Source organism: Tardiphaga sp. GW822-FHT04G09, assembly GCF_058800725.1.
Genome location: NZ_JBXAMO010000014.1, coordinates 76,602 through 96,395, shown reverse-complemented (window position 1 = coordinate 96,395; position 19,794 = coordinate 76,602). Strand labels below are relative to the sequence as shown.

16 protein-coding genes are annotated in these 19,794 nt (G+C 62.6%); 8 read left to right on the top strand and 8 right to left on the bottom strand.

The features are described from left to right. Positions 1 to 66: 66 nt before the first annotated feature. Both AC1RLZ_RS21610 and abiEi read right to left on the bottom strand, forming a co-directional pair. Positions 67 to 993, bottom strand: a complete 927-nt coding sequence (locus AC1RLZ_RS21610; RefSeq protein WP_371425619.1) for a nucleotidyl transferase AbiEii/AbiGii toxin family protein — start codon at positions 991 to 993, stop codon at positions 67 to 69. Continuing rightward, positions 971 to 1,549 carry a type IV toxin-antitoxin system AbiEi family antitoxin gene (gene abiEi / locus AC1RLZ_RS21605; RefSeq protein ID WP_371425621.1) on the bottom strand — a complete coding sequence of 193 codons (579 nt, stop codon included), beginning with the start codon at positions 1,547 to 1,549 and terminating at the stop codon, positions 971 to 973. The genes AC1RLZ_RS21610 and abiEi overlap by 23 nt, the downstream gene beginning before the upstream one ends. A gap of 157 nt (positions 1,550 to 1,706) precedes the next feature. Here abiEi and AC1RLZ_RS21600 point away from each other — a divergent pair, with 157 nt between their 5' ends. Beyond that, entirely contained in the window at positions 1,707 to 4,247 is a 2,541-nt protein-coding gene (locus AC1RLZ_RS21600; RefSeq protein ID WP_371425623.1) for a sensor histidine kinase, read from the top strand. Beyond that, positions 4,240 to 6,321 (top strand): hypothetical protein, encoded by a 2,082-nt coding sequence (locus tag AC1RLZ_RS21595; protein WP_371425625.1) that lies wholly within the window; start codon positions 4,240 to 4,242, stop codon positions 6,319 to 6,321. The genes AC1RLZ_RS21600 and AC1RLZ_RS21595 overlap by 8 nt, the downstream gene beginning before the upstream one ends. Positions 6,322 to 6,406: 85 nt before the next feature. On the opposite strand, the gene AC1RLZ_RS21590 is transcribed toward AC1RLZ_RS21595, so the two are convergent. Beyond that, entirely contained in the window at positions 6,407 to 7,276 is an 870-nt protein-coding gene (locus tag AC1RLZ_RS21590; protein WP_371425627.1) for a hypothetical protein, read from the bottom strand. Continuing rightward, on the bottom strand, positions 7,273 to 7,896 hold the full coding sequence (locus AC1RLZ_RS21585; protein ID WP_371425629.1) for a class I SAM-dependent methyltransferase: 624 nt from the start codon (positions 7,894 to 7,896) through the stop codon (positions 7,273 to 7,275). Before AC1RLZ_RS21585 ends, AC1RLZ_RS21590 begins: the two co-directional genes overlap by 4 nt. A gap of 172 nt (positions 7,897 to 8,068) precedes the next feature. Between AC1RLZ_RS21585 and AC1RLZ_RS21580 the strand changes: the two genes are divergently transcribed. Genes AC1RLZ_RS21580 through AC1RLZ_RS21565 form a run of 4 tightly spaced genes read left to right on the top strand, consistent with a single transcriptional unit; the run spans position 8,069 to position 14,377 of the window. Further along, positions 8,069 to 9,247 carry a cysteine desulfurase family protein gene (locus AC1RLZ_RS21580; RefSeq protein ID WP_371425631.1) on the top strand — a complete coding sequence of 393 codons (1,179 nt, stop codon included), beginning with the start codon at positions 8,069 to 8,071 and terminating at the stop codon, positions 9,245 to 9,247. Between the two features lie 15 nt (positions 9,248 to 9,262). Further along, a complete protein-coding gene (locus tag AC1RLZ_RS21575; RefSeq protein ID WP_371425633.1) occupies positions 9,263 to 10,159 on the top strand; it encodes a DUF4007 family protein in 897 nt (298 codons plus the stop codon). Further along, positions 10,150 to 13,563 carry an NACHT domain-containing protein gene (locus AC1RLZ_RS21570; protein WP_371425635.1) on the top strand — a complete coding sequence of 1,138 codons (3,414 nt, stop codon included), beginning with the start codon at positions 10,150 to 10,152 and terminating at the stop codon, positions 13,561 to 13,563. The genes AC1RLZ_RS21575 and AC1RLZ_RS21570 overlap by 10 nt, the downstream gene beginning before the upstream one ends. Beyond that, positions 13,556 to 14,377, top strand: a complete 822-nt coding sequence (locus AC1RLZ_RS21565) for a phosphoadenosine phosphosulfate reductase family protein (protein ID WP_371425637.1) — start codon at positions 13,556 to 13,558, stop codon at positions 14,375 to 14,377. Before AC1RLZ_RS21570 ends, AC1RLZ_RS21565 begins: the two co-directional genes overlap by 8 nt. A 198-nt stretch (positions 14,378 to 14,575) precedes the next feature. Here AC1RLZ_RS21565 and AC1RLZ_RS21560 read toward each other — a convergent pair whose 3' ends face one another. The 3 genes from AC1RLZ_RS21560 to AC1RLZ_RS21550 all read right to left on the bottom strand — a co-directional run bounded on the left by AC1RLZ_RS21560 (position 14,576) and on the right by AC1RLZ_RS21550 (position 15,830). Next, the gene (locus AC1RLZ_RS21560) at positions 14,576 to 14,959 is read right to left on the bottom strand and encodes a type II toxin-antitoxin system RelE/ParE family toxin (RefSeq protein WP_371425639.1); all 384 of its coding nucleotides are present in this window, start codon (positions 14,957 to 14,959) and stop codon (positions 14,576 to 14,578) included. Continuing rightward, positions 14,956 to 15,240: a CopG family ribbon-helix-helix protein gene (locus AC1RLZ_RS21555; protein ID WP_371425641.1), complete on the bottom strand. Its 285-nt coding sequence runs from the start codon at positions 15,238 to 15,240 to the stop codon at positions 14,956 to 14,958. The genes AC1RLZ_RS21560 and AC1RLZ_RS21555 overlap by 4 nt, the downstream gene beginning before the upstream one ends. A gap of 314 nt (positions 15,241 to 15,554) precedes the next feature. Beyond that, positions 15,555 to 15,830, bottom strand: coding sequence for a metal/formaldehyde-sensitive transcriptional repressor (locus AC1RLZ_RS21550; protein ID WP_371425643.1), 276 nt, complete (start codon positions 15,828 to 15,830; stop codon positions 15,555 to 15,557). Positions 15,831 to 15,967: 137 nt separating this feature from the next. Between AC1RLZ_RS21550 and AC1RLZ_RS21545 the strand changes: the two genes are divergently transcribed. Together AC1RLZ_RS21545 and AC1RLZ_RS21540 are read left to right on the top strand one after the other, a co-directional pair. Continuing rightward, a complete protein-coding gene (locus AC1RLZ_RS21545) occupies positions 15,968 to 17,983 on the top strand; it encodes a heavy metal translocating P-type ATPase (RefSeq protein ID WP_371425645.1) in 2,016 nt (671 codons plus the stop codon). Continuing rightward, positions 17,980 to 18,180, top strand: coding sequence for a DUF1289 domain-containing protein (locus AC1RLZ_RS21540; protein ID WP_371425647.1), 201 nt, complete (start codon positions 17,980 to 17,982; stop codon positions 18,178 to 18,180). The genes AC1RLZ_RS21545 and AC1RLZ_RS21540 overlap by 4 nt, the downstream gene beginning before the upstream one ends. A gap of 118 nt (positions 18,181 to 18,298) precedes the next feature. Here AC1RLZ_RS21540 and AC1RLZ_RS21535 read toward each other — a convergent pair whose 3' ends face one another. Continuing rightward, positions 18,299 to 19,621, bottom strand: coding sequence for an MFS transporter (locus AC1RLZ_RS21535; RefSeq protein WP_371425649.1), 1,323 nt, complete (start codon positions 19,619 to 19,621; stop codon positions 18,299 to 18,301). Between the last annotated feature and the right edge of the window lie 173 nt (positions 19,622 to 19,794).

Here is a 19,794-nt window from a genome sequence, read left to right as displayed (position 1 = left end):
CGCTCCGGCGAATTTTCCGTACAACGTCTGTACAAACCTAAAGCCAAATCCTTTGCAGATGCGACGCTATGGCATGGCAAGCGATGCATCGGGCGCTTGCAGAACCGTCTGCCGCAGCAGGTCGGCGCTTTCCGACAGCATCGATCGATGCAAGCCGGTCTCGGCTAGTTGGGCGACGCGCTTGGCAGGCAGGAACCGTTTCATCTCGTCGAGGAAGGCCTTTTCAGTCGCTCCAGTCGCGAGGTCGGCGAGGCGTTGCCCCGCCTTCGCTTCCAGGTCTGATGTGCCATAGTCGGCGAACTTCTTGCTGACGGTCTCGCGGTCGGCAACCGCATCGAGCTTCTTCTGCAGAAACCAGACGTCCCACACATCGCGGAATTTCAGCACATCGCGCGCCGTGAGCGCGACGGCCTTGTCTGCAAGGATTTCGTTCTCGGATTCGACCGAGAGGATGACATCCTGGATCTGAACGAGGCCGGGCGTCGCACGCACGGACATTGGCTTGGTGTCGTAGGCGGGTACGTTCGCGAATTCGATCTTGATGCGCGACTTCGGCGCCCGCGGCGTCGCTTCTATCGGCACGATGATCTGCCAGGCGGCCACGGTCACGGGGACCTGCTTCACCAGATCGGGATGCGGCGGCTTTGCGAGCGAAAGCTGATCCGGCGCGATCCCGAAATCGCGGCTGAGCGTCTTCTTCGCCGTTTCCAGTGCGGTCTCTATGAGCTCCTTGAACTCGACGTCGGTGAAGTAGGATCCGGCCTTGCCACAGACGAAGTCCAGATCCTCGCTGTACCGGTCTCCGCCGTAGCAGAGGCGAAGCGCGGTCCCGCCCTGGAATACGGCGTGCCGAAGGATGCCGGCGTCCGACATCGCTGAAAGAAGATGGAGGTGGATCGCCTCCTTGATCAGGTTCTGGTCCATTTCGGCGTCGATGCCCTGGCGGCGCGCGAATGCCTCGATGGAGCTTTTAAGGCTGGTTGCTTTGGTCATGCATGTCCTCCTCCCTGATGACTTCCGCCAGCGTAGCGGGGTCGATGAGACCCAGGTTCCTCCCCACTCTCCGGAGATCGCGGGCGGCTCTGGTGGTCGTTGCTTCCAACGTTCCATCGTCGGCCACGTATACGTCTCGCTCCGCATCGATCTCCCGCTCGGTATGCGTGAACTCGACGAAGCCCCAGGGCGTCCGGAAGGTGCCCGGAGACCCCGTAGTCATGCAAGTGAGCGCCGTCGCGACCTGCGAGATCACGCCGGCTTCCGACAGCTTCGTTTCCAGGCTGACGTAGCTAACCTCCCTCGGGCGGAAAAAGCGGATGAGGCCGCGGCGTACGTCCCGGGGCATCGATCGGGCTAGTGGATTGACGTAGATACCCTTGGATGCGCGCATCAGAACCCTCTGATCAGCCAATCGCTTCATCATCAACTTAAGATAGTTGGGATCGACTCCGCCCAATAGCATGTCGAAAGACGGGCAAGTGAAAGCCCACAACGATCGCTGATCGGCATCGAGCAAGCGGGATGACACTTCGGCGCGTTTCATAAATGGCATACTAGTTATCAAAAATGATAACTGCAATGCCATTTGGCGCAGATTTGAGCTTTTTGACGTGCATCTAGCTAGTTAGCACAACTGCGAATTGCGCGACGCCCGCTGCAGCGACTAGTGTCGCCGCAATAGGCGGAAACCGCGCTAGTGGGGGATTAACGTGTCTACGGTAGTGTCCAGCGGCATCGCCGGGGGTTTAAAATATGAGTTTCCGTATCTGCAGGGAAGCTGCTTGCGAGATCAGGTTCTGGCCAACGCACCAGTTGAAGGATCCATCTGGCCTAGCAATGGCAGACGTGCTTTTCCGCGGTTCGGCGGGCAGCTCATGAACTTCCGCGTAACTGCGCGGACGATACTCCATCTAGGCTCCGAACTGATCAGCACTGATGGCGTCGCGTTCTACGAACTAATCAAGAATTCGCTGGATGCACGCTCGCCGGAAATTCGAGTGGATGTGATCGTGCGCCTGCCGTTCGAGATCTACGACCAGGTCTTGCGGGAGCTGGGCGAGCGCCGCGATCCCCCGGACCGAAGTGGCGGCGCCCGCCCCCGGTCATGGCGGGACCTCCGGCAGCTTGCCGTCAGTCACATCGACGAGGAGGCGATCGAGGCGGATGAGCTGCGGACCGAGTTGGAAGCGGCGACTTCACGCGACGAATTCGTTGCCGCAATGCGCTCGGCCAACAGGATCGACGTCGATGACGACGGGGACGGAATGTCCGCACGCATGCTGCGCGACGTTTATCTCACCATCGGAACCAGCCACAGAGCGCGCGAACGTGAGGCGGAGGATGAAGATGACACGCGCCTCATACTCGGAGAGAAAGGTCTTGGCCGTCTTTCGGCGATGCGCTTGGGCGATGGCATGGAAGTCATCACGGGCACCCTGGGTACGGGCCATTGGAATGTGCTCGAGATCGACTGGAACGAGTTCGCGAACGCGGCGGATGACGACATCGGCAGCATTGCCGTCGCTCCGACGATCGGTGCGGAGAAGGATCGCAACGTCAAAGGGACTCTGATCCGCATAACGTCGCTCACCGCTCCTTGGTCGCAGACCAAATTGGACGATCTTGCGAGAGAAACGTTCGCACGGCTGGTTGACCCCTTCGCCGAAGCTGCGCTTCCCCTCAAGTTGACCTTCAATGGTGTTTCCGTTTCCGTTCCGTCGTTTGCTTCGTTCTTGATCGGGCAGGCGCACGGAGTTTTTACCGCGGAATATTCCGTGCCGGAGCGCGGCGAGCCGCGCTTATCCGGTCGTATGAACTACCGCCTCCGCAACCGCAGACGAACCTTCACCTTTCAGGGAGCGGAGATCGCAGAGATGGCCGGTGGTGTCTCTCGCAACCTGCTGAGGCGTGTTGGGCCGTTTTCGCTTGAGGTGCATTGGTTCAACCGTCGCCTCCTCACAAAGCTGGAGGGTATCGGCACGCTCGCACAGGTCAGAAAAATGCTTGCCGAATGGGCTGGCGGGGTCGCACTGTACCGCGACGGCTACCGGGTTAATCCGTACGCCGGGCCGAAAGACGATTGGCTCGATCTCGACAGGGACGCGTTTTCGACGAGTGGTTTCAAGTTGAATCGCGGGCAGATCGTCGGACGTGCGCGGATCAGCAAGGCGCTCAACCCTTACCTGACCGACCAGACGAACCGAGAAGGCTTAACCGACAGCCCCGAAAAGGCGGCCTTTGTGCGGTTGCTCTCGGCCACTATGGAGTTCTTCCGAGGTTTCTTGGTGGAGGTTGACCAGGAATTGACTCGAGCGAACCGGATCGGAGCCCGGGACGCCATTGACCGCTTCCGAGCCGAAGACGCGCGGATAGAAGACATTTTGCCTGAGCTGCTTGAGGCGTTGTCCGAAACGTCCGGCGGAGTTCAGCTTTCACGGCAGGTGAAGGAATCGCTTGGCTCATTGCGGGAAGCCGCTGCGGAGGTGGAAGCGGCCGCGACTGCACAGGAGCAGGAGCGGGGGCGCGTGATGCATCTGGCGAGCATCGGATTGATGATTGAGATTCTCGCTCATGAGCTCTATCGCGCGACTTCTGGCGGACTCAAGACGATCGCCGCCGCGCGCGTTTCTCGGAACCCGAACTCAGCGGGCACATCCCTTCGCGTGCTCGAAGCACAGCTGAAGACGATTCAGAAACGGCTGAAGGTACTTGACCCGCTTAGCACGAACGCGCGCCAGACAAAGGAGGAGTTCGATCTCGTCGAATGGGTCAAGGAGATCGTCGAGAGCTACTCCTCACATAGCGGACGGAACAGAATCGAGTTCAGAATAACTGTTCTTCCGCGAGGGGCAACCCGTCGAGTTCGCGCGGTCAAGGGCATGTTTGTTCAGATCATCGAGAACTTGCTTTCGAACTCCGTTCACTGGATCTCGCAGCAAGACAAATACGACAACGGACCGCGCGGCGATCGCGCGGAGGGCGATACAATCGGCACTGTCACCGTTCGGATTGAACCGCAAGCCAACAGAGTTTCAGTCATCGACGACGGACCTGGCATTCCCGAGGACCGGCGCGAACAGGTATTCCAACCGTTTTTCACGACGAAACGGCAGAAGGAAGGACGCGGACTGGGACTTTATATCGCTCGAGAAATCGCGGAGTATCACGGTGGCACGCTTACGCTCGGAACTGCGGACGAGGATGGAATGATTAATACCGTTACGCTGGATCTGGGTGAAGGTGATGAGTGATATGACTGATGTCGCGGACTTGCTGCACGTCGCAACGGTCGCAGTGATAGACGATGCCTTTCTGGCCGTTGACTGGGATAACGTAGATCGGGGGCAGCGCGATGCGATCTCAAAGCTTCTGCTCGATGACGATGTCTCCGCCGAGATAGAGGAGAGAGGCTTCTTCCGAAAAGATATAGCGGCGGCGCCAGCGGAGGCCCTTGACGCGCTCACTTCACCCGATGCGGAGCTCGGTATTGGTTTTGCGAAGATAACGGACGTTTCGTCAGATCTCGGTCGCATTCTCGAACGACGGCATACAATGCGGCAGGTAGCGGCGGCGATGCGCAAGACGACAAACTGCGAAGTCGTTGAGATGGACCCAAACGCCGCTCTCGACGACATCTCTCGTTTCGACGTCATCTTTCTCGACTACTATCTGGACGATACCCAGAACAACGGCGAGCGAGCGCAGGCTATTGCCGCGCAGATTCAGAGCCGGAGGGATAAGGAACGCAACCAGCAGATCGTCCTCATGTCGTCCGTGGACAGTGTGAAGGACTTCCGAGCTGTCTTTCGGAAGCAAGCGGGAATCGAGGGAGCGTCTTTTGCCTTCGTTGCGAAGAAAGACCTCGACGAGCCTTGGAAGGTGCGCGCCCACCTCGAGATGCTCTCGCGAGCCATGCCGCATGCCGACGCCTTGGGAAAATATATCGATGGTGTAAAAGCCAACGTTGAATTGGCGCGCAATCGCCTATCTGAAGCGATAGACGATCTCGATATTGGCGACTTCGCCTATATACAGCGCGTTGCCCTCCATGCGGACGGTCATCCACTTGGTGACTATCTTTCTTGGCTCCTATCCACCCATCTAATGGCGCTGGCTTTCGAGGGCGGGCTCCGAGAGCAACAGCGGGCTGTGGATCGGATGGAATTTCAAGACGGCCCGCTTAGCCCGGCAGTGCCATCCATCGGCGTCGCAAATCTCTATCATGACGCATTGTTCGCGCGTAATCTGGGGGCGCTCGAAGCTCACCCGAGGGCAACGCCGGGCTCCAAATACATAGATGTCCCGCTGGTTCAGTTGGGCGACGTCTTTCTCGACGCCGAACGGACAAAAGCGGTCGTGGTGTTGAGCGCAGACTGCGACCTCGCATTTTCGACCGTCGAAGCACGCGCGCCTGATCGGAATCGTGCCGTCATTCTGGTGGACGGCCGACCAACGTCCATTCGATCCGAAGCAGGCCAGAAGGGCAGCGCACATATCGAGGGCATGGTCTCGGGTGCCGATGTGTATCGAATCGACTGGGATTTCGACACCTTCCGGACAGTAAAACTAGGCGAACTCTCGAAATACTTCGCCGATCTGGGTCTCGACACCTTGCAGCGTGACCGACTGCGACCTCTTTATGGCCTAAAGTTGCAGCAGCAATTCGGCGCCAATCTAATGCGGGTTGGCCCGCCAGTCATGCCGCCGTTCGCTCGGCCCATGCGAGCTCACATCCAAAGGGAGCGGCCCGACGGAACCGTGAAGGTGAAGTTGGATGCGAGCGAAGTCGTCGCGGCACGCTTCGGTGACGAACTCGCCTTACGCATGACCCCATCGCTCGTCGGAAAGCTGCAGGCTGAGTGTCGTCAACTACTGTCTGACGAAGAGGACCGTCTGGCCGCGATGCCTTCCGCCGGCGATGGAGCGGTCATGAAGGCCCACAGCGAAATGACCAAAAAGGTCGAAGCGCTTCGTAGTCAGATCGCGAACGATGCTCTTTGGATCTCACTTGTGACCGATCATCTAGTGCCTGCTCAAGGGAAGACGCATAGATTAAAGGGAGGTATCTGGCTCGCCAGAGGAACTGGTTGGTCCTTTCCCTCGAACCCTGCGATCGTGCTTGCGCTCGCAGAGCATGACGATCCCGATGCCGATCAAGCTGTCTTAAGCTCACGCCCAGATTTGCCGACTAAGACCGCTGATGCAGCGAACGGTTCTGAAGCGATGATCCGAGACCCAGCCGATATCAGTGTGATAGAAAGCGGCGCCATTCCAGATGGGCCGCAGCCTAAGACCAAAGGTAACCCGCGTCGTCCTGGTGCGTAGCGCAGACGGCCCCTCCTGAGCTTCAGCCGGATTGGAATAGGGAGTCAGGATGGGGCAATAGGCTTCTTGAGCCTGACGAAGTCCGTTATGCCGGAAGCCTAAGGCGAAGCGGAATATCCAATTCCGGCGTGGGTGGATGGAGCTCCATCGGGGCGCAACGGATCAAATCGATGCGGCCTCGGATGCGATTGATCTCGAGGTCTATGATTTCGTCCAACTGCTTCGGATAGACGTGATGGATGAACCGTTGCGGATCGTTTTCAAGCTTGCCGTCGAACGCCATCTTGATGATCCGGAAGTGACTAGCCGCCCTCCAGAGATGTTCCTGGATGACGCTGCTGGTAAGCCCGGATTTGTCCTGGATGAGTTCCAGCAGTTTTCCGTCGATCGCGAGTATCTCCTCGATGAACGCCTTGTCGCCCGATTTGAAGCTCTGTTTCCATGTAGGATCGAGCAGCAGCAGCAGAATCCGCATATGTTCTGGTGACGAGTGTCGGCTCTTGAGATCGGTGGCGATCAGGCGGTTCGTGCTCGATAGCTGTAGATACGGCCCGTAGAAGTTGTCCAACTTCGATTGAAGCGACTCGAGCTCCTTCTCGTTGGCCTTCTGTATCGTGGTCGCCCTGCTGCTTCGGCCGTTCGACCAGATGGCCAGAGCGGCGACGCAGACGCCGAGTAGGCCGCCGAGTCCAGTCAGGAGGGTTGCCCAATCCTTGCCTGTCCAATGGCCGTCGTCCTTGCTGGAGATGCAGTTGCACGGCAGGACCGGCGGTTGCGACGTCTCAAGCGCGGTTCCGGTCACGGGCCCGGAATTCGCCCGCCCCGCGAAGGGCGGTTGCGTGGACTGGCCGCCGGCCGTGTTCGTCTGCGCGCCAGCTCCGGAGCAAGGCAACGCCACTACCGCGAGAGAGGCCAGAACTATTGCAAACCGACGAAAATCGCTCTGGTTCGTCATGACGACACAGACAACGAAGTCATCCACTCTTCGACGACGCTTTTAGCCCCCGTTGGAAGTCCGCCGTTAAAGCCGGTCGAGATGGGTTTGAAGTCCGCCTGCATGAGTGCGTCCTGAAAAGTGCGTTCGTCGTAAAACGTGAAAAGCCTGCCATCGGCGTCGTAGACGTCCCCCGTACCGGTCTTGACGGACGCGAACAATAGGCCATCGGACCGCAGGATCCTATTGATCTCGCGGAGTGCGACCGCCAGGTCGCCTCTCGGCAGATGGAGCAAGGATGCGGATGCCCAAACACCATCGAAACTCGCATTCGCGAATGGAATAGCTCTCATATCGGCGACGACCACTGGCGCCTGCGAAGTGGCGTGCGCTATCGTCGCGATCTGCGCCGCGTAATCCAGCCCGAACGCCGTGCGGCCCTGCTGGTGGAAGGATGCGAGATCATGTCCGGCGCCGCAGCCCAGGTCCAGGACGACTCCGTCGGATGGAAGGCGGACCATAAATTCGTAGAGCTCACGCTTCAAGGCGCGACCGCGGGTGGCGTCGGCGTATTCCTGCGAACGCGATTGGTAGAAGTGGCGTGTCCGATCCTCGTTCTTGCCTGTACGGATGGCTTTCATAGTGATGTTCCCCGGCGGCGATCCGCAGGACGATGGACGAACCCCGGTGGGTCGTGAGGGCCCGAACGGCAACAAAGCGGTTGAAACACTCGTCGACGGCGTGTGTTCGCGCCGCGATTCACGCTAGATGTAGCGAAGCTGTTCATTCAACGCCAGAGTCGGCAACAACCCATTGATTTATCTCGACCATCAAGCGACCGCACCGACCGACGATCGGGTCATCGACGCCATGCTGCCCTGGTGGCGGGAACGTGCGGCGAACGCCCATTCCCCGCACGCCCTGGGCCGTGCCGCGCGCGACGCCGTCGAGGAGGCGCGCGGCATGGTGGCGGCGCTTATCGGCGCGGATGCGTCGGAGATCGTCTTCACATCGGGCGCCACCGAGGCCTCCAACCTCGCATTGCGTGGCATGTTGCGTCCCGGGCAGCATGCCGTGACGACGACCATCGAGCACAGTTGCGTGCGGGAAACGCTCGGCTCCCTCTCGGACGCCGGTTTGATCGTCACGGAAGTGAAGGTCAGCGCGGAGGGTCTGGTCGATGCCGATGCGATCGAAGAGGCGATCCGGCGGGAGACCCGGCTCGTTTCCGTGATGGCCGTCAATAACGAGGTCGGGACCATCCAGCCAATCGCCGACATCGGAGCGGTCTGCCGGAGCAGCGGAGTCGTCTTCCATACCGACGCGGCGCAGGCTGTCGGCAAGATCCCCGTCGACGTAGCCGGCATTAACATCGACCTGCTGAGCATATCGGCCCACAAGCTCTACGGACCCCAGGGAATAGGCGCGCTTTATTGCCGGAAGGCCCTGCACTCCCAGCTTTCTCCCATCCTGACAGGAGGCGGCCAGGAGCGCGGCCTTCGTTCCGGAACGCTGCCGACGGCGCTTTGCGTCGGTTTCGGCGAAGCATGCCGGATCGCCGCTGCGGAGATGAGTGCCGAGGCTGGCCGGCTCGCCGCGCTGCGGTCGGTGTTTCTCGACCGCCTGCTGGCCATGCTCGACGGAGTCCGGGTCAACGGCTCGCTGGACGAGCGCATTCCAGGCAACCTGAACCTGACGTTCGCCGGCATCGACGCCGAGTCGCTGCTGTATCGGCTGGAGGATGTGGCGCTTTCCACCGGATCTGCCTGTTCCTCCGCCGCGATCACGCCCTCTCACGTGTTGCTCGCGATGGGATTGGAGCAGGAGGCGGCGGAGGCGTCGGTCCGGATCGGGTTCGGGCGTAGGACGACGCGGACCGAGGTCGAGACCGCGGCGGGGCGGATTTCGGACGAAGTGAAGTCCTTGCGTCTTTCATCCGGCTCGCCCAGGGTCGCCGCGTCGGGCGGAACCCGCAAGCGTAGCGGCCTTTAGCCTATCGGTGTATGCATGTCTGATCGCGAATACGAAGTCTTTTCCGGGCACGAATCCTTTGCCTGCCGCTACGGCTGGCTGCCGAAGCTTCATGAGGCCCTGCTGGCGAATCCCGAGCTGTTCGCGGACGACGACGCGGCCATCGTGTCGCTCGGCATCGGCAAGAACATGGTCAAGTCGATCCGGTTCTGGGGAGACGCGTTCGGCCTGACCCGGACGGTGGGCCGTCAGGTCGTGCCGACGGCTTTCGGTATCGCGCTTCTAGACCAGAAGAACGGGCGCGATCCCTATCTCGAGGACAACGCGTCGCTGTGGCGGCTGCATTGGACGATTACCACCAACGCCAATCTGGGAGCCTGGAGCGCGGCCTTCATGGATCTTCCGGATACCGAGGTGCTGAAGGACACGTTCGTGAAGTCGGTCCAGGGCAAAGCCGTGTCGGCCCGCGGCGCCATCACCTCCGGCACCGTGGCCCAGCACGTCGACATTTTCCTGCGGACCTACGACGGCGGACGGACGACCGCGGCCGGCGTCGTCGAGGAGGGGCTGGGATGCCCGCTGCAGGAACTGGGGTTGCTGGACGTGGTCGACGCCGGCGCAAGTCCCGTCCTGAGATTCAGGCGAGGGCCGAAGCCGGACATCGACGTCGCGACGATGGCCTTCGCGGTCTGCGGCTTCTGGCAGTCCGTCGCTCCCAACAGCCGTTCCATCTCCCTTCGGTCCCTCATGGTCGACCGCCGGTCTCCCGGAGCGGTGTTCAGGCTGGACGAATCCTCGATGCATGGCGCGTTGCAGAAAATGACCGATGTGTCGGGCGGCTTCTCGCTCAGGGACGATGGGGCCGGCGGGGTGGACCTCGTCAGATCTGCCAACGCGCCGCTCAGCAAGCTGGAGGATGTCGCGTGGCATTGAAGAACACGAAGATTTCTGACCGCATCTCGATCGGACGCAGATATGTCCGTTCGGTAGACATGGGGCGGGATCTGGCCGATCCGAACGCTCTCGCCGGCTACGTGATCACGCCGTCGGTCCGCGACGCGCTGCATCGGATCCTCAGCGGCCTGCGCGGCGACTCGACCCAGCGGGCCTTCCGGGTGACCGGTCCCTACGGCGTCGGCAAGTCGGCGTTCGGACTGCTGCTCGCAAAGTTGTTCCTCGACCGCAAGGTCGGCAAGACCGGCGCCGCTCGGAAACTCCTGAGGGCGGAGGAGGTCGCGCTTCCGGAAACGCCACAGTACCTGCCGCTGGTCGTGATGGGGCGCCGGGCGAACTTCGCCGATTGCCTGCTCGCGGAGATAAGAAAGGCGCTCACCGGAGTGCGTGGCGCGAAGGCGTCCGCCCTCTCCAAGGACTGCGCGTCGCTCGAGGGGCAGCGCGCCAAGGGCGTCCGCAACGATACTGATGTGCTCGACATGCTCGGGCGTCTGTCGAGCGACATCAATCCCGGCGGCGTCCTGCTGCTCGTCGACGAAATGGGGCGCTTCCTCGAATACGCGGCGCTCCACCGACGCGAGTCCGACCCGTCCTTCTTCCAGCAGCTCGCCGAGCGCGCCGGAGGCCTGCAGGACAATCCCCTCGCCGTCGTCGCGTTTCTGCACCATCGGTTTGCCGACTATGCCGCGGGTCTGGGAGAATGGGCGGAGGCGGAGTGGGTTCGCTCCGCCGAAAGGTACGAAGACGTCGTGCTGCACGATTCCACGGAGCAGACGGCCTTTTTGTTGGCGGAGGCGATCGTTCATCGCCCCGCCGAGACGGGTGACGTGGCGGCGAAGGCGCAGAAGCTCTACGGCGAAGCCTCGGTCCGCGGCGTCTTCACGACCCGAAAGAGCGAGCTCGCCAAGATAGGGCCTCAACTCTATCCGCTCCATCCGGCGAGCGTCGCATGCATCGCGAACATCGCGGGGCGCTTCGGACAGAACGAGCGGTCCGTGTTCAGCTTCCTGCAGTCCCTGGAGCCCCACGGCTTCCAACGCTTCATCCACGACGCGAGACACGGTGCGGACGTCTGGTACACGCTTGCGGAGCTCTACGACTACGTCGCGGCCCTGGGCGACGTGCGTTTCAGGTCCGCCGACCGCGATCGCCGCTGGGATTTGCTGCGGAACGCCGTCGCGGAAGGCGGCGACCTGCCTGAACTCTCTCTCCGCGCCCTAAAATGCGTCGGTCTGCTCGCCGTCCTCGAACCCACGCCGGGACTTCGGGCCGATCCGGCGACCGTGGCCTGGTGCCTCGGCGCCTCCGTCAAGGAAGCCGAACGAGCTCTCGGCGAGCTCGTCGAGCGAAAGCTGCTGTATGTCCGCTCCCACCGCGAAGACTACAGCCTCTGGGCCAGCACCAGCGTCGATCTCGACGGCTGGCTGCAGCAGGCCCGCATCAAGACGCCGCAGATCCGGCGTCTCGACACCGTCCTGTCGGCGCTGCCCCCTTCCCGGCCGCTCGTCGCGCACAAGCACTATCATCGGACAGGCACGCTGCGGGCATTCACGGTCGTGCACTGGAACGGCGACGGAAAGCCGGGCGTCAAGCTCGCCCCCGACACTGACGGCGCCATCGTCGTCGTTCCAGTCTATCCCGATCAGGACATGCAAGAGGTGAGTGACGCGGTCGCCGCCTCGACCGACGCGGCAGACGGTCTCACCGTCTATTGTCTTCGCCAGCTCACGGCGGCGACCTTGGTCGTCGCATGGGACTTGGCACTCTGGCGATGGATCGAACAGAATTGCGGCGACCTGCGCGTCGACGATCTGGCCCGACGCGAGGTCCGAGGCCGAATCTCGAGCGCGTCGGAAACGCTCCACGCCGCGCTCGAACCCTTCGGCCGGCCGTCGTCCGACGGTGCGGAGGAGGTCTGGGTGCACCGCGGCGCGCCGCTCGACGTTCCCAGCCGCAGCCATTTGAACCGCAAGCTGAGCGACATATGCGACGAGGTGTTCGCCGAGGGTCCCGTGCTGCGGAACGAGCTGATCAACCGGGCACGGCTATCGTCAGCGGCCGCGAGCGCCAGGATGCGTCTGCTGGAGGCCATGGTGTCCAATGCGGATCAGCCCTTTCTCGGGTTCTCCGGCGCTCCTCCGGAGCGGACGGTCTACCTATCACTCTTCCTCTCCTCGAACATCCACCGGATCGAAGACGGGCACTGGATGTTCTCGCCCCCCGATCCGGACGACAAGAACTGGAGCCCGGTCTGGGCGCGGATCGAGACGTTCCTGAGCGGGCGCGGATCCTGTTCGTTCGAGGAGATCGCGGCCGATCTCGCCAGGCCGCCGATCGGGCTGCGGGCCGGACCGGCGCTTCCGATGATCGTCGCTTTCATGCTTCACCATCGCCGCGAGGTGGCTTTCTTCGAGCGCAACACCTTCCAACCCGAAGTGACCGGCGCACACTTCATGCGGCTGGCCAAGAGCCCAGCGAACTTCGCGTTGAAGCATCTCGGACGGTCGTCGTCCACGGCGGCGGTTCTGGAGAAGCTGTCCGCCGGCCTCGACATCTGGCGGGATGTGCCGCGGCCGGAGGCATCGCTGAAGCCGGTCGTCGAAGCCGTGTACCGGTGGTGGCAGGCGGTACCCGCCTACGGCAAGGAGACCACCACCATCTCCAAGCCTGCACAGGCCGTCCGGTTGGCGTTGAAGAAGGCGCATGAGCCGATCGATTTCGTCTACGGGCAGTTGCCGCGGGCCTGCGGTCTGGCACCCGTGGATCCGGAATTGCACGATGCGGCGCAGTCGGACGCCCTCATCGAGCATCTGAACGCGTCCTTCCAGGAGATATCGGACGCCGGGCCTCGCGTCCGCAGCGAGGCGCAGGCCGCCCTGCTGGAGGCGTTCGGCGCCCGGACGCTCGAAAAGCTGAGGACCCAGATCGGCAGCGACTACGGCCGTCACGTCTTGAGGCTGACCGACTATCGTCTGCGGGCGTTCATCGACCGGGCCTCGGACGCCGGGATGGAGGACGAGACCTGGCTGGACGGCGTCACCAGCCTTCTGACCGGGAAGCGGATCGACGCGTGGAAGGACGACACGATCGGCACGTTTGTGTTCGAGGTCCAGACCATCGCAGCGCGCCTGGCCAGATGGCTCGCCCATATGAAACTGCAGGACGCCGATGCCGCGCCTATGGTCAGCGTCCATGTCGTCGACACGGCGGGGCAGGAGAACATGGTCGTGATCCGGAAGGGGACGCTCACCAAGGAGTCCTCCGACAAGGTCGCGCAGATCAAGAAGCTGCTCGCGAGCGCCAAGGACCCGTCGTCGGTGCTCGCGCACGTGATGGCGGACGAACTCAAGCACCACGTCGCGAAAGAACCCACCGATGGCTGATACTCAGCGCCCACGCCACATTCTGAGCCTTTCGGGCGGCAAGGACAGCGCCGCCCTGGCGATCTACATGCGCGACCGCGTCCCTGACATGGAGTACATCTTCAGCGACACCCGCAAGGAGTTGCCCGAGACCTACCAATACTTGGAGCGGATCGAGGACTATCTCGGCAAGCGGGTCCACCGCCTCAACGCGGAGCTGGGGTTCGACCACTGGTACGAAGTCTACGGCGGCATGATCCCTTCGAACCATCGCCGCTGGTGCACCAAGATGCTGAAGCTGAAGCCGTTCGAGCAGTTCGTCGGCGACGAACCCGTGCTGAACTACGTCGGCCTGAGGGCCGACGAGGACCGCAGCGGCTACATCAGCCACAAGGCGAACATCACGCCAGTCTATCCGTTCAAGGACGACGGACTAAAGCTCTTGGACATCCAGGACATCCTGATGTCCAGCGGCGTCGGGATGCCGCCGTACACGGACTGGGGCAGGACGCGATCGGGTTGCTACTTCTGCTTCTACCAGCAGAAGATCGAATGGGTCCGTCTCAAGGATGCCCATCCCGCTCTGTTCGAAGAGGCCAAGAAGTACGAACGGCCCTATGAAGCCAGCGGCAACGTCTTCACCTGGACCTCCGGAGAGAGCCTCGCCGAGCTGGAAAAGCCCGAGCGCGTGCAGCGCATCCGCGACGAGCATGAAAAACGCAAGCAGCAGGCCATCGTGCGCGGCGCCAATCTGACGCTCGAGCAGGTCTTTGCAGGAACGGCCGAAGAAGACGATGTCGAGGGTGGCGACGCCTGCGCGATCTGCACCATTTAATATCCCCATTAACTTGGGGCAATTTGTCCATTCGCCCGTCGTTGCACGCTTATCGAGCCGAAGAACGTCTCCGGGCGCCGCGTCACGTCCGGAGCCAGCAGGACTTGCCATTCGGCTGCACGTTCCTGATGCAGCCCGGAAGTATGTGCTCCTGGAATTTGTGCACCGAGATTGGAGCTAAACGGGCGTCGGCTCTCGTCAGGGTTTGAAAGGCGGCGCGGTGTCGCGATCGTGCACTTCATCGTTTGAGCTGAAGCCCGGCTCATCGTCCACGCCGGAGTCCATTGCCTCCTCCGGATTATGGGCGTCCGATTGAGCCGAGTGCCTCAACCCGACGATTTGAACGCTCCCGTTTCGCTCGCGAAGTATCAGGACATATGGTGCAACGATCCACCGGCGAGTTCCGGGAATAAGGCCGGGCTGCGCCATCCGGGGATTGGCGGCCAGTAATTGGCGGGCCTCCCTCATCCGCGCAGAAAGTTTCTTAGCTGCCGCGGGGCTTTTTAGAACGAGATTCTGGATTTCCGTCAGAAACCATTCGCGAGCTGCCGCCGACATCCCTGCGAGTCGCTGCGAGGTCATCTTTCGCTGGTCCCAAGCCGTCTCGATTCTGCCCGGGCAATGATCTCATCGGCTTCATCCATTACGGCATCGAAGTCGAAAATTTCACCTCGGTCGAGGGCAGCCATGCTTTCGGCATCCCGAAGAATGTCCGCGCCTTCCTCGTCCAGATATCGTTTCAAGGCGCGCAGCATCACCCAAGTCCTGTCGCGTTCGAGCGTCTTGGCGATCTTTTCGTAGGCATCGATTGTTGCAGCGGGGACGCGAAGGGAGATCTGTAGTTTTTCCGAATGGGCTGACATCGGCGCTCCTGTGATGCAATGAACCCCACCGTATCCCATTGAGATGCAGATAGCGAGAATGGCTTTCCGAGCTCGAAAACGAGGTTAAGGAGCTGACTAAAAAGTACTGATATTTCAACGGAATACCCATCACCCAACGATCTCGCCGTCTCGGAGACACGACGAAGCCGAGCCCCGGTCAACGAAACGAAAGATGCGAAGACATTTCTTGCTCGAGACACAAGGTGAATTACGCAGGCGACAGTCAGCCTTCTAACTGCATGCAGTCGCTACCCACGATGGCCGTGACCACCCGCACTCGGGGCTGCTCGACGTCATTTGAGGTACGTCCGCAGGACCTCGATCAGTTCGCTCGCGCCTTGAGCACCGCCAGATTTCGGATCCTTGGCCGGATCGACGATGTGGTTGCGGATATGATCTTCCATCACCTCGGCCGTCAGGCCGTTGATGGCGCCGCGCATTGAGGCGACGAGCATGAGGATGTCGGCGCAGCCGAGCTCGGCTTCCAGCGCCCGCTCAACGGCTTCCGCCTGGCCTTTGATGCGCCGGACCCGGGCCATCAGTTTGGTCTTGTTCTTGATCGTGTGCATCGGCTTCGTCTCGACTTCGCCAAGGTCTTCGTACCGGAAGATAGCACACATGTTTCGAACGGTGTCCAACGACCTTGTATAGGGTAGGGGGTTATATTACACACCAAACCTGTAGCGGCCCGACACCGGAGAACGACATGGCGACGATCCATCATTCGCAGTCCACCTTGGCGGATGCCGCCGAAGCACGCACGACCGTGCCGGCGGCGGCGCCCGGGGCCGGTAACCGTGAAAATGGACATGACCATGAAGGTCCGGGTCACGACCATGACGACCATGGTCATGAGGATCACGACCACGCCTTCGAATGGCCCGAGATCGTCCGGATCGCCGTCGTGGCGGTCGCGGCAGTCGCGGTGTGGTTTCGCATCTGGGAGCCTGTCCCGGCCGTCAGCGTGATCGGAGTCGCCGGTCTGCTCCTCGGCGGATGGCCGATCCTGAAGGAGGCGTTCGAGAACCTGCTCGAGCGCCGCATGACCATGGAGCTGTCCATGACCATCGCGATCGCCGCCGCCGCGGCGATCGGCGAGTTCTTCACGGCGTTGGTGATCACGCTGTTCGTGCTCGTCGCCGAGGTGCTGGAAGGGCTGACGGTCGGACGCGGGCGCAAGGCGATCCGCGACCTGCTAGAATTCCTGCCGCGGGACGTGTCGGTGCGGCGCGCCGGCGCGATACGGACGGTCGCCTCCGAGACCCTCGCCGTCGGCGATGCCGTCCTCGTCGATCCAGGCGGCCGGATTCCGGTGGACGGCACGGTCGTCTCCGGAAACTCGTTCGTCGACGAGTCCGGGATCACCGGGGAGTCGATGCCGGCCGAAAAGGTCGCGGGTGCCCGCGTCTTCGCCGGTACCGTCAATCAGTCCGGAGCCCTGGAAATGGTGGCGGAACGCATCGGCCGCGACACCAGCTACGGAAAGATCATCGAAGCCGTCGAGCGTGCCGAAAAATCCCGCGCGCCCGTGCAGCGGCTTGCGGACCGGCTTGCCGGCTATCTCGTCTATTTCGCTCTCGGCTCAGCCGTTCTGACCTATTTGCTGACGCGAGACACCTACGCGACCATCTCGGTGGTCATCGTCGCCGGCGCCTGCGGCATCGCCGCGGGCACGCCGCTTGCGATCCTGGGCGGCATCGGCCGGTCGGCCAGGCTCGGCGCCATCGTGAAGGGAGGCGTCCATCTGGAGACGCTCGGCAAGGTGGACACGGTCGTTTTCGACAAGACGGGCACGCTCACCCTCGGGCGTCCGGAGGTGCAACGGCTCGATGCGGCGAGCGGCATCACCGAAACCGAACTGCTGGATGCCGCCGCATCCGCCGAGGCGCGTTCGGAGCATCCGCTGGGCAAGGCCATCGTCGAGTACGCCGTGAAGACGGGACGGACCGTCGTCGAGCCGCTGGACTTCGCCTACACGCCGGGGCGCGGCATCCGGACCGGCGTCAAAGGGCTCCTGACGTTCGTGGGAAACCGCACGTGGCTGGAAGAGAACGGCATCGTTCTGCCTGTGGCGTCCGCCCGCCATGGCCCGACCTCGGAGATCTACGTTTCACAGGACGGCCGCTTCCTGGGGCGGATCGAGGTGGCGGACACTGTGCGCCCGGAGGCCAAGCGGGCTATCGATGCCCTTCGCGCCATGGGAATCCGGACGGTCCTACTGTCGGGAGACGCGGCGGCGGTGGCGAACGGCGTCGGCCAGACGCTCTGTATCGCCGAAGTGAAGGCCGAAATGCTTCCAGAGCAGAAGCTGGCCTTCGTTCGCACTCTCGTCTCGTCGGGAAGAACGGTCGCCATGGTGGGGGACGGGGTCAATGACGCTCCGGCACTCGCGGAAGCCAGCGTGGGCGTCGCCATGGGGTCCGGTACCGACGTGGCGCAGGAAAGCGCGGACGTCGTGCTGTTGGGCAACGATCTCGTCCGGTTCGTCGAAACCGTCGCGGTCGCCCGCCGCACCCGCGGCATCATCTGGCAGAATTTCGTCGGCACCATCGGCGTGGACGCATTCGGCATCCTGCTGGCCGCCCTCGGCTTCCTCAACCCGCTCCTCGCGACGGGCATTCACGTGACCTCCGAACTTGCTTTCATCCTGAATTCGGCGCGGCTGCTCCCGGCACCTCGCAAATCCGAGGAGCGAGCCGCGGCACGCAGGATCGACCCGTGAGCGCCCCGTCGCCGTGCGTCGACATCTGCCAGTTCGACCGTAGGAGGGACATGTGCACCGGCTGCTTCCGCACCACGGACGAAATCCGTCGCTGGCGGAAGATGACCGACCATCGCCGGCGCGAGATCCTGTCGGACCGTCGGCGGCGCGAGGCGAAGCTGTCGGAACGCGCGGCAAAGCGCGTGGAGCGGCTATGACGGCGCGCTGAGGCACTTAACGGAAGACACATCCCGGTCCACGCGTCGCCGAAGCAAGTGATGTCTCGGGTTCGTGGTGCTTGCACCCGTCCGGAACGCATATACCGCTTTGGCCCGGTTAGCCCGGTCGAGGCCATTCGGGGTGATGGCTGTCGATCACGAAGGCATGGGCATGCTGGTAGCCGGCGTCGGAGCGTCCCGCGCCGGCTAGGTGGGGGTGGTCGGGTGGAAGCTGGTCGTGGACGTGGGCGAGCTTCTCCGGATCGGTGGCCGGCCAGAGAGCGAGGGCGGCGATGACGGCAGCCGCGGCGATCGTCGCGAGGAGCAGGAAGGCGACCGGCATGCCGGCCTTGGCGCCGACCCATCCCGCGACGGGATAGGTGACGAGCCAGCATGCATGGGAAAGGGCGAACTGAGCCGCGAACAGCGCCGGCCGGTCCTCCGCCTGGCTCGACCGGCGCAGCAGGCGTCCGGACGGCGTCTGGGTGAGCGAGTATCCGAGACCCAGGACGAACCATAGGGGGAGCAACAGCGCGTAGCTGGGAAGAATGCTGCCGGCAAAGAGGCAAAGGACGAGCGTTACGGCGCCGGTCGTCATCGCCCGGCGATCAGAGATGCTGTCCAGCAGCCGGGGCAGCAGGAAGGCAGCGACCATCGAGCCACCTCCGAAGGCTGCGAGGGCGAAAGCCGTCTCCCGCTGCCCGAGGCCGAATCCGGCCTGGACGAGTACGACCGTGTTGACGATGACCATCGCGCTCGCGGAGGCCGCGGCGAGGTTGAGCGCCAGCAGCCCGCGCAGGCGCGGCGTGGCGAGGTAGATGCGCATGCCGCGCGTGGTGCGGTCGTAGATGCCGCGCCGCTCGGTCGGCTTCGGACTGGGCAGTACGACGGATACGACAAGGGCGGCGGATGCCAGGAAGCCGACGACGGTGCCAGCGAACAGCGTATGGAAGCCGATCACGGTCAGCAGCGCCGCTGCGAGCATCGGACTGACGACGCTCTCCAGATCGTAGGCGAGACGCGAAAGGGAGAGCGCTCGCGTGTAGTCTCCCTCTTCCGGGAGCACGTCCGGAATCGTGGCCTGGAACGTCGGCGTGAAGGAAGCCGAGGCGGACTGCAGAACAAAGATGAGGACATAGACCTGCCAGATCTGGTCGACGAACGGCAGCGCGAGCGCCACGACGGCCCGGACTAGGTCGAGTGCGACGAGCATGCCGCGGCGGGGAAACCGTTCGGCGAAGGCGGCGGCGATCGGCGACACGCCGACATAGGCCACCATCTTGATGGCCAGCGCGGTCCCGAGCACGGCGCCGGCTTCGGCGCCGGCGAGATCGTAGGCCAGCAGTCCCAGCGCGACCGTGGCGAGCCCGGTGCCGATGAGAGCGACGACTTGCGCGGCAAACAGATGACGGTACGTCCGGTTAGCGAACACGCGCAGCATTGGCGTCATCCATCCTGATTTGGACTCCGGCCTCCGCAGCTATGCCGGCCGGGCCGCGTCGTGTTGTCGCTATACGCGATAGAGCACGCACTTGCTTTGACTCGGCCGTTCCCGCGTGCGAATGAAAGCTATATAGGGTATCCCCCTATAGAGGTCAAACCGACGAGCGCCCG

What these genes read in the sequence shown, in the direction of transcription:
- AC1RLZ_RS21610 (WP_371425619.1), bottom strand. Translation starts at nt 993, where the DNA reads ATGACCAAAGCAACCAGCCTTAAAAGCTCCATCGAGGCATTCGCGCGC.
- abiEi (WP_371425621.1), bottom strand. Translation starts at nt 1,549, where the DNA reads ATGCCATTTATGAAACGCGCCGAAGTGTCATCCCGCTTGCTCGATGCC.
- AC1RLZ_RS21595 (WP_371425625.1), top strand. Translation starts at nt 4,240, where the DNA reads ATGAGTGATATGACTGATGTCGCGGACTTGCTGCACGTCGCAACGGTC.
- AC1RLZ_RS21590 (WP_371425627.1), bottom strand. Translation starts at nt 7,276, where the DNA reads ATGACGAACCAGAGCGATTTTCGTCGGTTTGCAATAGTTCTGGCCTCT.
- AC1RLZ_RS21585 (WP_371425629.1), bottom strand. Translation starts at nt 7,896, where the DNA reads ATGAAAGCCATCCGTACAGGCAAGAACGAGGATCGGACACGCCACTTC.
- AC1RLZ_RS21575 (WP_371425633.1), top strand. Translation starts at nt 9,263, where the DNA reads ATGTCTGATCGCGAATACGAAGTCTTTTCCGGGCACGAATCCTTTGCC.
- AC1RLZ_RS21565 (WP_371425637.1), top strand. Translation starts at nt 13,556, where the DNA reads ATGGCTGATACTCAGCGCCCACGCCACATTCTGAGCCTTTCGGGCGGC.
- AC1RLZ_RS21560 (WP_371425639.1), bottom strand. Translation starts at nt 14,959, where the DNA reads ATGACCTCGCAGCGACTCGCAGGGATGTCGGCGGCAGCTCGCGAATGG.
- AC1RLZ_RS21555 (WP_371425641.1), bottom strand. Translation starts at nt 15,240, where the DNA reads ATGTCAGCCCATTCGGAAAAACTACAGATCTCCCTTCGCGTCCCCGCT.
- AC1RLZ_RS21550 (WP_371425643.1), bottom strand. Translation starts at nt 15,830, where the DNA reads ATGCACACGATCAAGAACAAGACCAAACTGATGGCCCGGGTCCGGCGC.
- AC1RLZ_RS21545 (WP_371425645.1), top strand. Translation starts at nt 15,968, where the DNA reads ATGGCGACGATCCATCATTCGCAGTCCACCTTGGCGGATGCCGCCGAA.
- AC1RLZ_RS21535 (WP_371425649.1), bottom strand. Translation starts at nt 19,621, where the DNA reads ATGCTGCGCGTGTTCGCTAACCGGACGTACCGTCATCTGTTTGCCGCG.